This is a genomic window from Vibrio sp. Vb1018, from assembly GCF_033338775.1.
Taxonomy (GTDB): domain Bacteria; phylum Pseudomonadota; class Gammaproteobacteria; order Enterobacterales; family Vibrionaceae; genus Vibrio; species Vibrio alginolyticus.
Map to the genome: position 1 here is coordinate 14950 of NZ_JAWOTI010000012.1, position 14162 is coordinate 29111.

The 14162-nt window shown below is 44.4% G+C and carries 12 protein-coding genes; 5 read left to right on the plus strand and 7 right to left on the minus strand.

Going from position 1 to position 14162, the window contains the following annotated elements; translation table 11 throughout:
- Positions 1 to 126 precede the first annotated feature (126 nt).
- Positions 127 to 1335, minus strand: a complete 1209-nt coding sequence (locus R7Z10_RS13750) for a DUF2066 domain-containing protein (protein ID WP_213895684.1) — start codon at positions 1333 to 1335, stop codon at positions 127 to 129.
- A 365-nt stretch (positions 1336 to 1700) separates the two neighbouring features.
- On the opposite strand from R7Z10_RS13750, the gene R7Z10_RS13755 reads away from it, so the two are divergent.
- Positions 1701 to 2954: a uracil-xanthine permease family protein gene (locus R7Z10_RS13755; RefSeq protein ID WP_005389855.1), complete on the plus strand. Its 1254-nt coding sequence runs from the start codon at positions 1701 to 1703 to the stop codon at positions 2952 to 2954.
- Positions 2955 to 3069: 115 nt separating this feature from the next.
- On the opposite strand, the gene upp is transcribed toward R7Z10_RS13755, so the two are convergent.
- The gene (upp, locus tag R7Z10_RS13760) at positions 3070 to 3696 is read right to left on the minus strand and encodes a uracil phosphoribosyltransferase (protein ID WP_005380401.1); all 627 of its coding nucleotides are present in this window, start codon (positions 3694 to 3696) and stop codon (positions 3070 to 3072) included.
- Positions 3697 to 3875: 179 nt separating this feature from the next.
- Between upp and purM the strand changes: the two genes are divergently transcribed.
- Positions 3876 to 4916, plus strand: coding sequence for a phosphoribosylformylglycinamidine cyclo-ligase (gene purM, locus R7Z10_RS13765; RefSeq protein WP_005389861.1), 1041 nt, complete (start codon positions 3876 to 3878; stop codon positions 4914 to 4916).
- 151 nt (positions 4917 to 5067) lie between these two features.
- Positions 5068 to 5724: a phosphoribosylglycinamide formyltransferase gene (gene purN / locus R7Z10_RS13770; protein WP_025768256.1), complete on the plus strand. Its 657-nt coding sequence runs from the start codon at positions 5068 to 5070 to the stop codon at positions 5722 to 5724.
- A 389-nt stretch (positions 5725 to 6113) separates the two neighbouring features.
- Here the strand turns inward: purN and R7Z10_RS13775 are convergent, their stop codons facing one another.
- Complete coding sequence (locus R7Z10_RS13775) at positions 6114 to 6959, minus strand: class II glutamine amidotransferase (RefSeq protein WP_005380394.1); 846 nt, start codon at positions 6957 to 6959, stop codon at positions 6114 to 6116.
- Between the two features lie 51 nt (positions 6960 to 7010).
- Entirely contained in the window at positions 7011 to 7586 is a 576-nt protein-coding gene (gene lpcA / locus R7Z10_RS13780; protein WP_005380392.1) for a D-sedoheptulose 7-phosphate isomerase, read from the minus strand.
- A 376-nt stretch (positions 7587 to 7962) separates the two neighbouring features.
- Between lpcA and fadE the strand changes: the two genes are divergently transcribed.
- Positions 7963 to 10407 carry an acyl-CoA dehydrogenase FadE gene (fadE, locus tag R7Z10_RS13785; protein ID WP_064377460.1) on the plus strand — a complete coding sequence of 815 codons (2445 nt, stop codon included), beginning with the start codon at positions 7963 to 7965 and terminating at the stop codon, positions 10405 to 10407.
- A 202-nt stretch (positions 10408 to 10609) separates the two neighbouring features.
- Positions 10610 to 12385 carry a SulP family inorganic anion transporter gene (locus R7Z10_RS13790; RefSeq protein WP_017820741.1) on the plus strand — a complete coding sequence of 592 codons (1776 nt, stop codon included), beginning with the start codon at positions 10610 to 10612 and terminating at the stop codon, positions 12383 to 12385.
- A gap of 73 nt (positions 12386 to 12458) precedes the next feature.
- Here the strand turns inward: R7Z10_RS13790 and R7Z10_RS13795 are convergent, their stop codons facing one another.
- The 3 genes from R7Z10_RS13795 to R7Z10_RS13805 all read right to left on the minus strand — a co-directional run bounded on the left by R7Z10_RS13795 (position 12459) and on the right by R7Z10_RS13805 (position 14068).
- The gene (locus R7Z10_RS13795; protein WP_005391824.1) at positions 12459 to 12869 is read right to left on the minus strand and encodes a GNAT family N-acetyltransferase; all 411 of its coding nucleotides are present in this window, start codon (positions 12867 to 12869) and stop codon (positions 12459 to 12461) included.
- Positions 12870 to 12953: 84 nt separating this feature from the next.
- On the minus strand, positions 12954 to 13346 hold the full coding sequence (locus R7Z10_RS13800) for a DUF1353 domain-containing protein (protein ID WP_017633769.1): 393 nt from the start codon (positions 13344 to 13346) through the stop codon (positions 12954 to 12956).
- A gap of 191 nt (positions 13347 to 13537) precedes the next feature.
- A complete protein-coding gene (locus R7Z10_RS13805; RefSeq protein ID WP_005380387.1) occupies positions 13538 to 14068 on the minus strand; it encodes a hypothetical protein in 531 nt (176 codons plus the stop codon).
- Positions 14069 to 14162: the final 94 nt, after the last annotated feature.

Below are 14162 nucleotides of genomic sequence, written 5' to 3' on the forward strand. Positions count from 1 at the left end.
AATCACTGATCATTGGTTCGAATACGAATTTAGAAAACAAAAAGAGTCGCTATTGCGACTCTTTTTTATGCTTACCACATTGGTCTTTGATCCTTGCGTTTCACGCCTGGAACGCTACCAAGGAGATTACGATGCCGAGCGCCACTCGTAGATCAAGTCATACTGTTCTCGGACAGGCTCCACAATCATCGGCTGAGTTGGCTGTGTTTCGTCACTTGCTTCTGCCACAATATCTACTGGTACTTCAGGCTGCGCTTCTTTTGGCGTCGCGGCGTCTTTTGCTTCATTACTCTGAACCAATGGCTCTTCTTCTTGAGTTGAAGCTGGGGCATCAACTTCACCTAAAGGATCTTCAAAAACCATTAACTGAGAAATAGAAGAAGCTTCTTTCTCAAAAGCTTGTTGTGATGCCAAAAGGTGGATGTTGAGCGTTAACTCGTCCCCTTGAACACGCTTAATCTCTGTACCCGCAACCGAATTAAGTTGTTTTAGCGCATTCTCTAAACGGAAGAAGTCCGTGGCAGAGGTTACATTAAGGACTTTCACTGCTAGCGCCTTTGAAGACTTTCCTGAAACCACAACTGCACTCTTACTTGCATAGTAGTCTGCGATGCCATCCACCATTTCTGCAATAGCATTAGCACCTGATGCAGACCCGCTACGCGGAGAACGTTGCGCTTCTACAATTCTCGTTGGCGACTGGTCGTAGAGTGTCCAACGAATTTGTTCACCTTGAGCTCGTACAACCAAAACGGCGTCAGCTGGGTAGCGCAGGCTGGCTTGACCAATTGGCTCAATAAAGCCGCCCCAAAGATCAGAGACATTAACACCGGTTACATCATCAAAGTCCCCAACCGGGATAGTGATTGGTAGGCCTCTTAATTTCGCTGCGCTAAGAAGTGCTGCAACATTTGAAGATTCAGAATGTTCCCACGCAATGTTACGATCGTAACCCTGTTCTTCAACCATCCAAACTAAAATATTGGCACGATTTGGCGACCAAGATGGCAATTGTGCTTGTGTTAAAAGAGAGCTGATTTGGTCGTTGTTAAACAACATTTTTAGGCTCGCTTTTCCATCAACCTGCCCATAGCTCAGTTGAGAAATGTAACGCGCACTTGAGCTAAGTGCCTTTTTAATCACTGGATTGCTTAAAGAGGATTGAGAACCGGTCGCTCGAACAATCACATCCTGCATACCTTGTTGACGAGCCAAAGACTCACCGTCGTTCTGCTCACTGTCGATAACCACTTCGGCACGATAGATATCCACCTGAGTTAATGCATATACTGGTAGGGACAACCAACCTATCAGTAAGAGAGCTAAATAGCGCATAGTTTTTATAATCCTCTGAACAAGAACCCGAATAATAAGCAACTATCAAATCTTGAGCAAGGCAAGTACTGAGTAAATTGTCTGTATTATGACCAGCTTTGTTAACTCGGGCCTCAACCAGCGCTTCAGTGCTATTTTTTATAATAAACTCATTGCTTATTAAGCTATCTCAACAAGTTAGGCTGTCCATTTTTCATCTTCACGCAAGACACGTAAAAGAGGACAATTTGCAAGCAAGCAACTCTCAAAAGTGCTATTTATGAGAAAAATTCAATCGAAAGTTTGATCTATGCAACATTGCAAACGATTGCAGGATGATAGTATTCGCCGGATTTGTCTGCGTATCTTGAAAATAGGGAATTATTATGAAAAACGCGTTACAAGGCGCTCAAATGCTCTTTGTCGCTTTTGGTGCTTTGGTGCTTGTGCCGCTCCTAACTGGCCTTGATCCAAACGTAGCCCTCTTTGGTGCCGGTGTCGGTACTCTCCTCTTCCAATTAATGACTAAACGTTCTGTTCCCATCTTCCTTGCCTCTTCTTTTGCGTTTATTGCTCCTATTATGTTCGGTATCCAAACTTGGGGTATCGGTGCAACGATGGGCGGCTTGATGGCAGCGGGCTTAGTTTATGTGGCTCTAGGGGCGATGATCAAAGTGCGCGGTGTTGGATTTATCCATAAAATTCTCCCGCCCGTTGTCGTTGGCCCTGTGATCATGGTTATCGGCCTTGGCCTTGCCCCAACGGCAGTGAACATGGCGGTAGGTAAAACTGGTGATGGAGCTGCACAGCTAGTTAATGGTGATGCTGCGATCATTATCTCGGCGGTCTCACTGCTCACAACCATTGTACTCAGCGTTTTTGCAAAAGGCTTTTTGAAGCTCGTTCCTATTGTTGGTGGTATTCTTGCTGGTTACTCTGTTTCTCTATTCTACGGTGTGGTTGATTTCACTCCCGTAGAACAAGCGGCTTGGCTAGCCATGCCAAACTTCACCGCGCCAGAGTTCAATATCAACGCAATTTTGTTCATGATTCCTGTCGCTATCGCACCTGCGGTTGAGCACGTAGGTGACATGCTTGCTATCTCAAACGTTACAGGTAAAAACTACCTGAAAAAACCAGGCCTTCACCGCACAATCGCAGGTGACGGGGTGGCAACTATCGCAGCTTCGATGGTGGGTGCTCCACCAAACACCACTTACAGTGAAGTAACAGGAGCGGTAATGCTAACCAAAGCATTTAACCCTGTGATCATGACTTGGGCAGCAATCACCGCAATCGTACTTGCATTGGTAGGTAAGCTAGGTGCGGTTCTTCAAACGATTCCAGTTCCTGTCATGGGCGGTATCATGATTCTGCTGTTCGGCTCTATCGCAACGGTAGGCCTCAACACACTGATCAAGAATAACGTTGATTTACATAAGTCTCGTAACCTAGTGATTGTTGCCGTAACCCTTGTGTTTGGCATTGGTGGTATGGCTTTCGGTATTGGTGAGTTCAGTCTACAAGGTGTGAGCCTATGCGGTATCGTGGCAATTATTCTTAACCTTGTGCTACCAAACGATTTAGGTGAAAACCACGTTGTGGATAACGCACAAATGGAAGAAGAAAGCGCGAAATAGTTCGTTTGCGCCGCTTTATTAGGTGGCGTGTCTTACTCTTCTCCTCTTGTAGATACAAAAAGGCTTGGTTTTCACCAAGCCTTTTTCTGTTCAGTCATAGTAATACATCAAAGAATTACTTAGTACCGAAGATCTTATCACCTGCATCGCCTAGACCCGGAACGATGTAGCCTTTGTCATTAAGCTTCTCATCGATTGCCGCAGTGTATAGCTCAACATCTGGGTGTGCTTTTTCTAGCGCTTCAATACCTTCTGGTGCAGCAACAAGTACCAGCACTTTGATTTGGTTACAACCTTTCTCTTTTAGGAGATCGATAGTAGCAATCATAGAACCACCTGTTGCAAGCATTGGGTCAACAACAAGCGCAATACGCTCCTCGATGTTTGAAGCAAGCTTGTTGAAGTAAGGAACTGGCTCAAGCGTTTCTTCATCACGGTAAATACCCACAACACTGATACGTGCGCTTGGCATGTGCTCAAGAACTCCATCCATCATGCCTAGACCTGCACGTAGGATTGGCACTACGGTTACTTTTTTACCTTTAATCTGGTCTACTTCTACCGGACCGTTCCAACCATCAATGGTCACTTTTTCTGTTTCAAAGTCTGACGTTGCTTCGTAAGTAAGTAGGCTACCGACCTCAGTCGCTAACTCACGAAAACGTTTTGTGCTGATGTCACCTTCTCTCATTAGACCAATTTTATGTTTTACTAGAGGGTGCTTTACTTCAACAACTTTCATGTCCATCTCCGGCTATAGTTGGCAATATTTAAACAAACCTTCAGATTATACATGATTTTCACAGGGATATCAGGATAAATCACTAAAGAAAAAAACAGACGCAAACGTTTGCTATCTATGTTTAAGCACTGTTAGAATAGCGCCGTTTTCATATCCAACTTAATACCGAGGACTTCCCTGTGAGTGGTAACAACTCTTCTCTTAGCTATAAAGACGCTGGTGTAGATATTGATGCAGGCAACGCGCTTGTGGATCGTATTAAGGGTGCGGTAAAACGTACTCGTCGCCCTGAAGTTATGGGTGGTATCGGTGGTTTTGGCGCGCTATGCGAATTGCCAACTAAATACAAACAACCTGTACTGGTTTCTGGTACTGATGGCGTTGGCACAAAACTTCGCCTAGCACTGGATATGAACAAGCACGACACGATCGGCATCGACCTAGTGGCAATGTGTGTAAATGATCTTATCGTGCAAGGCGCAGAGCCACTGTTTTTCCTAGATTACTATGCAACAGGCAAACTAGACGTTGATACCGCAGCGGATGTTGTTTCAGGTATCGCTGAAGGGTGTGTTCAAGCAGGTTGTGCCCTAATTGGTGGCGAAACTGCGGAGATGCCGGGCATGTATGAAGGCGAAGACTACGACGTAGCTGGTTTCTGTGTTGGCGTAGTAGAAAAAGAAGACGTGATTGACGGCACGAAAGTCGCTGCTGGTGATGCACTTATCGCTGTTGGCTCAAGCGGCCCACACTCAAACGGTTACTCCCTTATCCGTAAGATCCTAGAAGTATCTGGTGCAGATAAGAGCGAAGAGCTAGCAGGCCGCACTATTGGTGAGCACCTACTAGAACCAACAAAAATTTACATCAAGTCAGCACTTAAGATGATTGAGAAACACGACATCCATGCGATTTCTCATATCACTGGTGGTGGTTTCTGGGAAAACATCCCACGCGTACTGCCTGAAGGCACGAAAGCAGTTATCGATGGTAACAGTTGGGAATGGCCAGTTATCTTCAAGTGGCTACAAGAGAAAGGCAACGTCGACACACACGAAATGTACCGCACATTCAACTGTGGTGTAGGTCTAATCGTCGCACTACCGAAAGACCAGGCAGACGCAGCAGTTGCTCTTCTTAAAGAAGAAGGCGAAAACGCGTGGGTGATTGGTCAAATCGCACAAGCAGACGCGAACGAAGAGCAAGTTGAAATCCAATAATTTGCAAATCGAGCTCAAAAGATAAGAAGAATGAGGACACTAGATGACTAGGTCCTCATTTTGCTATCTAGAACACTAAAAACCATTCTATTAGTAGGTAGTTTAGAAGCTACATAACTCCAACCTACAATACCAAGGCGCTCTCGACATCATGAAAAACCATACCCTAAAAAACTTTGTGGTCCTCATCTCGGGTAACGGAAGTAACCTGCAAGCTATCTTGGAAGCTTGCGAAGACAGCATGCCAAACGCACGAGTGGCAGCCGTGTTCTCTAACAAAGCAGATGCTTTTGGTTTAGAACGTGCAAAAAAGTTTGATGTAGACGGTCACTTTGTCGACCCTAAAGCATTCAGCTCGCGTGAAAGCTTTGATGCAGAGCTAATGAGTCAAATAGATGAATACCAACCAGACGTGATTATTCTTGCTGGTTACATGCGCATTCTGAGCAGCGCATTTGTTTCTCATTACATGGGTAAGATGATCAATATCCACCCTTCTCTTCTACCAAAATATCCTGGGCTACACACACACCAGAGAGCAATTGATGCTGGCGATAAAGAACATGGTACGAGTGTGCACTTTGTAACGGAAGAGCTTGATGGTGGCCCTGTCATACTGCAAGCAAAAGTTCCTGTGTTCGAAGACGATGATGCTAGTGTACTTGCGGCACGTGTTCAGGCGCAGGAGCACCGAATCTACCCTATGGTGGCTAAGTGGCTGGTAGACGAGCGGTTGATCATGAAGGATGGTAAAGCCTATTTAGATGGCGCAGAGCTTGGCGTACATGGGTACGCCTCAGATGAGTAGCCCTGAATAATAAACTCCAAGCACAAAAGAGCAGCCTGAGGGCTGCTCTTGGTTGTTTTAATACTTATAAACTTGATTCAAGAAAACCATGGTGAGACTAGAAACCTAAAACCCAACATTCTAAAAAATCCCATAACCACTTGAGTAACATAACACTCGGAAAGTAGATTCTGAATCTGGTTCGTTCTTCACCGTTCAGACTGACGAGATGTTTTATGAGAAATTTCTATCAGTTACGTCTTTACAGCAAGCCTTAGCGAGACTAGGACTCTACTACCAGCACTCTAGAAAGTAAGAATGCTCATCCGTATCCGCCCTCGGTTTAAAACGCATAAAAATAAAGCTCGCGATTAAGCGAGCTTTATTTTTATATTCAGAGTAAGAGACCATCACTCTAACGGTTCGGTTGGCGCTTGATTGCCCGGCTTAGCCGCCGCAAACGGCACATTTACCAGTTCAGAGGCATTATTTTTGACTAGTTCACCTAGGTGAAACAAGCCGTATTCGCCAGGTTTCATACGCTGCCAAGCTTCGTTGCCCGTCAAAGGTTGAGTTGCGATCACAGAAACGATATCGTGTGGCGTTGTTTCTTCTTGGAAGTTAATTTCCACATCTTCATCAAGCAACGCGGCTTTTCCAAACGGTGCGCGTCTTGTGATCCAATACAAATGATTGGTGCAATACGTCATTACATACTCACCATCACTCAGAAGCATGTTAAATACACCCTTCTCTCTTAGCTCATCACAACATTTAGCAACATATAAGAATACCGACTCCATATCCTTTGGTGGCTCAGGATATCGATCTTCCATTTGCTTCAATAACCAGCAAAATGCCAGTTCACTATCTGTTTCACCGACAGGTCGATGTCGACCTGTATGCAAGTCTTGATAGCCAGAGAGCTGACCGTTATGCGCAAACGTCCAATACCTACCCCACAGCTCACGTGTAAAGGGATGAGTATTTTCTAAATTAACACCACCACGATTCGCCTGTCGGATATGACTAACGACCGCACGACTTTTGATGGGATAATTTTGTACCAACTCTGCAATTTTAGACTCACAACTTGGCTTGGGATCTTTGAAGGTTCGAAAGCCCTTCCCTTCGTAGAAGGTGATCCCCCATCCGTCACGGTGTGGGCCGGTTCGACCTCCACGCTGCATGAGCCCAGTAAAACTGAAACAAATATCCGTTGGAACATTAGCGCTCATACCGAGCAATTCACACATGGTTTAAAAAACTCCCTAACAACACAGCTCGAAACGGTGGCCGTAAAACGATTATTCCATCTCTTTTTCAATCAACTGGATGATGATATGAATAATCTTAATATGAATTTCCTGAATGCGGTCTGCATAACCAAAGTGTGGCACGCGAATTTCAATATCTGCAAGGCCTGCCATTTTGCCGCCATCTTTGCCTGTTAGCGCAATCGTCTTCATGCCTTTCGCTTGTGCTGCTTCAATCGCTTTCAGGATGTTACCTGAGTTACCTGACGTCGACAGACCAAACAGTACGTCACCTTTTCGACCAACCGCTTCTACATAACGTGAAAACACGAAGTCATAACCAAAGTCATTACTCACACAAGAAAGGTGGCTTGGATCTGAAATAGCAATACCAGCATAGCCAGGACGATTTTCTCGGTAACGGCCTGTTAGCTCTTCGGCAAAGTGCATTGAATCACAGTGAGAACCACCGTTACCACACGACAATACTTTACCATCTTGCTTGAATGAGTCAGCAATCATTTTCGCCGCTGCTTCGATTTGCGCAATGTTATGGTCATCGCTTAAAAATTTGTTGAGCACTTCAGCAGCTTCGTTTAATTCACTTCTAATCAGATCATGGTACATAAGACGTTCTCTTTATTATTTCGGCTTCAGTCAGCTCTTGACTCACTGAGCAAATTGTTCTGATACCAATTTGGTATCGGACATTTCATAAACCTGAACTCGGGTTTGATTACTCTGAGTTTACCCACAAACGAGAATTAGTGTCGATAGTGAACCAACAGATTTAGATTAGTGATGGTAATAAACTTGTCAACTTGCTCATGAAACCATCACTCAAATCTCAACTTTAGAATTTTAACTCTACTTAGATCACTTTTTATCCAATCTTATGTTTTACATTTCCTTAATATTTTGATTACACTTAAACCAACTGGTTAGACCTCTTACCTAACATACAGACGTACAAAACTTATAAAGTCTGAAAAGGAAAATACATATGGACATCTTGCTCTCAATCATCACGATGGCGATCGTGCTAGGCATTACGCTCTACCACCGCATGTCTCTCGTGAAATCTATTAGCTTACTCACCGCAGCCATGCTGGCTCTTACAGTAGCTGGTACTGTCGGCGTTATTGGTTGGGCGATTTACGTTCTCGCCGCAGCTGTGCTAGCGGTTCCTGGCGTACGTCAGTCTTTAATTAGCCGCAAAGCGTTAGTGCTTTTCAAGAAAGTGCTGCCAGCTATGTCTCAAACCGAAAAAGAAGCGTTAGACGCAGGTACCGTCTGGTGGGAAGCCGAACTATTTAAAGGCAAACCAGAGTGGCAAAAGCTACACGCGATTCAAGCACCTAAGTTAAGTGCGGAAGAACAAGCCTTTTTAGACGGCCCTGTGAATGAAGTGTGCGCCATGGTGAGTGATTTCCAAGTGACCCATGAACTCGCGGACTTACCGCCAGAAGTTTGGCAATACCTGAAAGATCATAAGTTCTTCGCCATGATCATTAAGAAAAAGTACGGTGGTCTGGAATTCTCAGCATACGCGCAATCTTTGGTACTACAAAAATTAACGGGTGTTTCTGGCGTTCTATCGTCTACCGTTGGTGTTCCTAACTCTTTGGGCCCAGGTGAGCTACTGCAACACTACGGTACTGAAGATCAAAAAAATCATTACTTACCGCGTCTAGCTGAAGGTAAGGAAATCCCTTGTTTCGCCCTAACAAGTCCAGAAGCGGGTTCTGACGCTGGATCTATTCCAGATTACGGTGTGGTCTGTAAAGGCGAATGGGAAGGAAAAGAAGTACTGGGTATGCGCCTGACTTGGAACAAGCGCTACATCACCCTAGCGCCAGTCGCAACGGTACTAGGCTTAGCATTTAAACTTCGCGATCCTGAAGGTTTGCTAGGCGACAAAGAAGATCTTGGCATCACTTGTGCGCTTATCCCAACTGATGTCAAAGGTGTTGAGATTGGTAACCGACACTTCCCACTCAATGTGCCATTCCAAAATGGTCCAACGCGCGGTAAAGACATCTTTGTTCCTATCGATTTCATTATCGGTGGCGAAAAAATGGCGGGCCAAGGTTGGCGTATGCTGGTTGAGTGTCTGTCGGTTGGACGTGGTATCACACTACCTTCAAACTCAACAGGTGGCATCAAAACTGCGGCAATGGCAACCGGTGCTTACTCACGTATTCGCCGTCAGTTCAAACAGCCGATCGGTCATATGGAAGGGGTTGAAGAACCATTAGCACGCTTGGGTGGTAATGCTTACGTGATGGATGCAGCAAGCAACTTAACCGTTGCGGGTATCGACTTAGGTGAAAAGCCATCAGTAATCTCAGCTATCGTGAAGTATCACTGTACGCACCGCGGCCAGCAAAGCATCATCGATGCAATGGACATCGTAGGCGGTAAAGGTATCTGTATGGGACCTTCTAACTTCCTAGCTCGTGGTTACCAAGGTGCGCCAATCGCGGTAACGGTTGAGGGTGCTAACATTCTAACACGCTCAATGATCATCTTTGGCCAAGGCGCAATCCGTTGCCATCCGTACGTTCTTGAAGAAATGAACGCGGCGTATTCTGAAGCAAGTAATGCTGTCGAGAAATTTGATAAAGCGCTTGCTGGTCACGTGAGCTTTACAATGAGTAACCTAGTGCGCAGTATTTGGTTTGGTTTTAGCGACGGTCTGGGCTCTTCATCACCAACCAAAGATGCAACCAAGCGTTACTACCAACAATTGAACCGTTACAGTGCAAACCTTGCTCTGCTATCGGATATCTCAATGGCAGTGCTAGGTGGCTCTTTGAAGCGTAAAGAGCGTCTATCAGCACGTCTTGGTGACATTCTAAGCCAGCTATATTTGAGCTCTGCGACGTTGAAACGTTTTGAGCAAGATGGCCGTCCAGTCGAAGATTTACCATTAGTACACTGGGGTCTACAAGACAGTTTGAAACAAGCGGAAGTGGCAGTAGATGAATTCTTAGCAAACTTCCCGAACAAAGTAATTGGCCGTGCGCTACGCGTATTAATCATGCCATTTGGTCGCGTACGCAAAGCACCAAGCGATAAACTAGACAGTAAAGTGGCGCGCATTCTACAAACGCCAAGTGCAACGCGCTCACGCATTGGTCGCGGTCAATACCTTGAACCAACCGAGCACAACGCAGCAGGTAAGATTGAACTTGCACTATCAGTCATTCTTCAAGCTGAGCCTGTGTTTGACAAAGTATGTAAAGCGCAGGGTAAGCGTCGCCCATTCTTACGTTTGGATATGATTGCTCAGGAAGGGCTAGAGCAAGGCTTTATCACGCAAGAAGAAGCCGATCTACTCAGAGAAGCGGAACAGCATCGTCTAGATACAATCAACGTTGACGATTTTGAGCCGGAACTGCTTGCCGCAAAGCCGCTATACCCTCAGATGGATAGTGTCGCGTAACTCTAGAATCTGAGACCACAAACGGGAGTATCAGCTCCCGTTTTTTATTGCTTCCAGAATCGGATTCATAACACCTCACACTACAAAGCCCCCCTGCGCAATAAAATCCTCGCACTCCAATCTTTTCCCCGATTTCCAGTGATAACTAACTCACAGACGTTCCAACTAAGCGGTGTATACTTTAAGTAACTCACTCACATATATGGTAAATCCGTTGGCTAAAATATTACTCGCACAGTGGTTCCCAGGGCTTGTTCAGCTTAAGCATTATCAAAAAGAATGGTTTGTTAACGACTTTAGAGCCGCCTTTTCTGTTGTCGCGGTTGCACTGCCAGTTGCCATAGCTTATGCACAGTTAACTGGTGTATCCGCAATTGTCGGTCTGTATTCGTGTGTACTGCCAATGTTGGTTTACGCCATGATGGGCACATCTCGGCAACTCATTGTCGGACCCGATGCAGCAACCTGTGCAGTGATCGCTGCTGTTGTGACACCACTTGCCGCAGGTGACCCCACAAAACATTGGCAGTTGGTTATGACCATGACAGCGATGACGGGGATTTGGTGTGTACTGGCAAGTCGTTTCAAGCTAGGGGTGTTTGCAGATTTCCTTTCTCGTCCGATTCTTTTGGGTCTACTCAACGGTGTTGCTCTCACAATTATCGTTGGTCAGTTTGCGAAAGTAGTCGGTTTGAAATACGAGCAACGTTATTTACTGGAACGTTTATGGGAAGCTCCACAACGACTAACCGAGCTTCATTGGCCTACTGTAACTCTGAGTATCGTGACGGTTGTCGTTTATTTGCTCACCAAACGCTACCGACCAACTTGGCCTGCTGCCATGCTGGCGATCCTCGTAACTACTGCGTCAGTTTGGTTTTTCCATTTACAAGAGATGGGCGTATCGGTTGTCGGACTCACTCAAGGTGGCTTCCCTCAGTTTCAAACACCGGAGTTTGAGCTAGGTGAAGTTCGTGAACTAGTGGTCCCGGCTCTCAACCTTGCGATTGTCAGTTTTGTTAGCATGATGCTCACCGCCCGCAGTTTCGCTGCTAAAAACGGTTATGATATTGATGCTAATAAAGAGTTTCAGGCGTTGGGTTTTGCCAACATTGCCTCAGCGTTTTCGCAAGGTTTCGCGATAAGCGGCGCTGACTCACGCACAGCCGTCAATGATGCAAATGGCGGTAAATCTCAATTAGTTTCGATTGTCGCTGCAATCACTATTGCCATTATTGCGGTATTTATTTACGAGCCTTTGCAGTTCATCCCTATCGCTTCACTTGGTGTTGTATTGATCATTGCGTCCCTATCGCTGCTCGATCTTAAAGCAATTTGGAAATTAAAATCTCGTGACAAAGATGCATTTTATCTGGCCATCATTACTTTTATTTCTGTGTTGATCGTGGGTGTAATACCGGGGATCACTTTGGCGGTACTGCTAGGGCTGTTTCAATTTTTACGTATTGTCATGCGGCCGAGTGATCAGCTACTTGGCCTGGATGAAAAAGGTACCATTCGGACCATCGACGACTCAGGAAAAGCATCGCCTATTCCTGGAATGGTGATTTACCGCTTTAACTCACCGCTAACTTACTTCAACGCTCCTTACTTTAAACGTAGAGTGTTAGAGCAGGCAGAGCATCACAAAGACGCAAGTTGCGTTGTCATCGACGCCGTGTCGAGCTTTACTCACTTGGATCTCAGTGTGATGGCAACACTGGCAGATATTCACAATACTTTGAAAAAGAGAGGCGTACGCTTAATCCTAGCAGGAAGGAAACGACGTCTTCGTCAATGGTGTGAGCTTACTGGTATCAGCACCAGTGAAGGAGGCATCTTACTGCGAGCTGATATGTACCTTGCCATTAAACTTAGTGGCTGTTACATCAGTGCTGTGGGTGAGGGACAAATTCCTACTGTTCAAAAAGAGCCTGATTTAGAGCAGCCACCCAAACCAATTCCAGAAGTGGCTTAAATACAAATTTAATATAGAAAACAGGAAATTAAACTCCTGTTTTCTAGTGCTTATCTTCACAGCTGAATACGTGTTATGCCTTTGGCTTAAACTTTTTTGTCATCCCTTGGCTTTTAGGAGCCACCAGCCTATAACCAAGCTTTTCGTAAAAGACCGGTTCATCAGCAATCATAGAAACGTAAGAGCCTTCAAGTGCAACAGAAGAAAGATAACCGTCGATGTATTCCATGACTTTTCTACCTAAACCGTTACCTTGATAATCAGAATCAACGGCAACGTCGACAATTTCGAAGTTACACGCCCCGTCACCAACAACCCGACCCATTGCAATGAGCTTTCCTTCATCCCGAACAGATACGCCATATAACGAATTGGGTAGGCCAATTTCAGCAGCTTTCAACGATTTAGGTGATAGCCCGGCTTTTATACGCATATCACAGTATTCTTTCGGGCTTGGCACATGCTCTTCATATCTTATTGTCATTATGTACTACTCCTTTGTATCACCTTGGAGCTTACATAACTAAACTGTATAAATAAACAGTTATACGTTGGAAAGATGTTCCCATTAAGCACACAAAGTATCGGGTCTAGAAAAGAACCCGCCGACAACTCTGACGCCATAATAGATATAAGTTGCTCTGAAGCTAGACATTCCTTTTTCTAAACATGTTTCTCTCAACAACGTATCCGCATGCTTTCGAGCACTTTGAGGCAACACCTCTTCCCTCATGAGTTGGTAAAGAGCATCATGCACTAAAGAAGCTTTCATAATGTTTTTTGTGTCTAACGCTGGCCCACTCGCTCCATCCCATGCATAGCCCTTTTTAATCGTTAACACGCCTTGTTTGGACAAACTAAGAAAAGGGCTGTCATACGCGTTACTCACTGAAATGTGAGTCTCAATCTTTTCTTCAGAATGGAGAGTGTATTTATACTTCTGACGCTTTTTGTATTTCATCAGAGACCTCGCGTTTACTTATTCTTATTTATCACGCACAGCTGAATATTTATCCAGAAACCCTAAAAGATCGGCTCTTGTTATTATGGCGTACTACCTATTACAAAGCCCAAATCAATATAAATAGAACTCCATGCAATCAATAAAGCCAGAACCCCTGACTTTATTGACCAAAATTCAACCAACAATCCTTATTCTGAAGGAAGTCTACTCAATTTTTTATGGATATCTTCTACAAAATTGGCTTGTTCACTTGGAGAAACCTCTAGAACATAATGAAAAAACGGACTTGTATGCTCAGTAATTTTATACTCTTCACTTAACAGCTTAATTACTTGTTCATGATTAAATCGTGCGGAGACTAAGCCACTCTCGGTTTCTTGAGTTATAACTATATAGTGAGCGGTTGGAAAAACCGTAAACCTTCCTTCGACAGGAAACCAAGGAGCAAAAGAAATAATCTCGTCATCAATTATGTATGCTTGAGGTTTACTGACATAGGTGTAAGGGTACTTTTCATCTAAATAGGGTCTTGCTGTATCAAACAAGCCATCATAATAAGTTGGTATTTCTACTTTTTGGATTTTACTTAAGGGATCGAAAGTGAAGGTATCAAGTGATTTTAAATTATTACTTCCCGAATCTGGATTATTAACACCATTATCAATAGAAGAACAACCTACAATTATCACTGCACAAAAAAAAGCTAAAATTTTATTCATTATTTCTTTATCTTTAATTGATTGTTTTGAAAGTTAGTCACATTAAAAATGCAACCAATTTAGAAAGTAAAAATGATATATTATTTATATAAAA

What these genes read in the sequence shown, in the direction of transcription:
- R7Z10_RS13750 (WP_213895684.1), bottom strand. Translation starts at nt 1,335, where the DNA reads ATGCGCTATTTAGCTCTCTTACTGATAGGTTGGTTGTCCCTACCAGTA.
- R7Z10_RS13755 (WP_005389855.1), top strand. Translation starts at nt 1,701, where the DNA reads ATGAAAAACGCGTTACAAGGCGCTCAAATGCTCTTTGTCGCTTTTGGT.
- upp (WP_005380401.1), bottom strand. Translation starts at nt 3,696, where the DNA reads ATGAAAGTTGTTGAAGTAAAGCACCCTCTAGTAAAACATAAAATTGGT.
- purN (WP_025768256.1), top strand. Translation starts at nt 5,068, where the DNA reads ATGAAAAACCATACCCTAAAAAACTTTGTGGTCCTCATCTCGGGTAAC.
- R7Z10_RS13775 (WP_005380394.1), bottom strand. Translation starts at nt 6,959, where the DNA reads ATGTGTGAATTGCTCGGTATGAGCGCTAATGTTCCAACGGATATTTGT.
- lpcA (WP_005380392.1), bottom strand. Translation starts at nt 7,586, where the DNA reads ATGTACCATGATCTGATTAGAAGTGAATTAAACGAAGCTGCTGAAGTG.
- fadE (WP_064377460.1), top strand. Translation starts at nt 7,963, where the DNA reads ATGGACATCTTGCTCTCAATCATCACGATGGCGATCGTGCTAGGCATT.
- R7Z10_RS13790 (WP_017820741.1), top strand. Translation starts at nt 10,610, where the DNA reads ATGGTAAATCCGTTGGCTAAAATATTACTCGCACAGTGGTTCCCAGGG.
- R7Z10_RS13795 (WP_005391824.1), bottom strand. Translation starts at nt 12,869, where the DNA reads ATGACAATAAGATATGAAGAGCATGTGCCAAGCCCGAAAGAATACTGT.
- R7Z10_RS13800 (WP_017633769.1), bottom strand. Translation starts at nt 13,346, where the DNA reads ATGAAATACAAAAAGCGTCAGAAGTATAAATACACTCTCCATTCTGAA.
- R7Z10_RS13805 (WP_005380387.1), bottom strand. Translation starts at nt 14,068, where the DNA reads ATGAATAAAATTTTAGCTTTTTTTTGTGCAGTGATAATTGTAGGTTGT.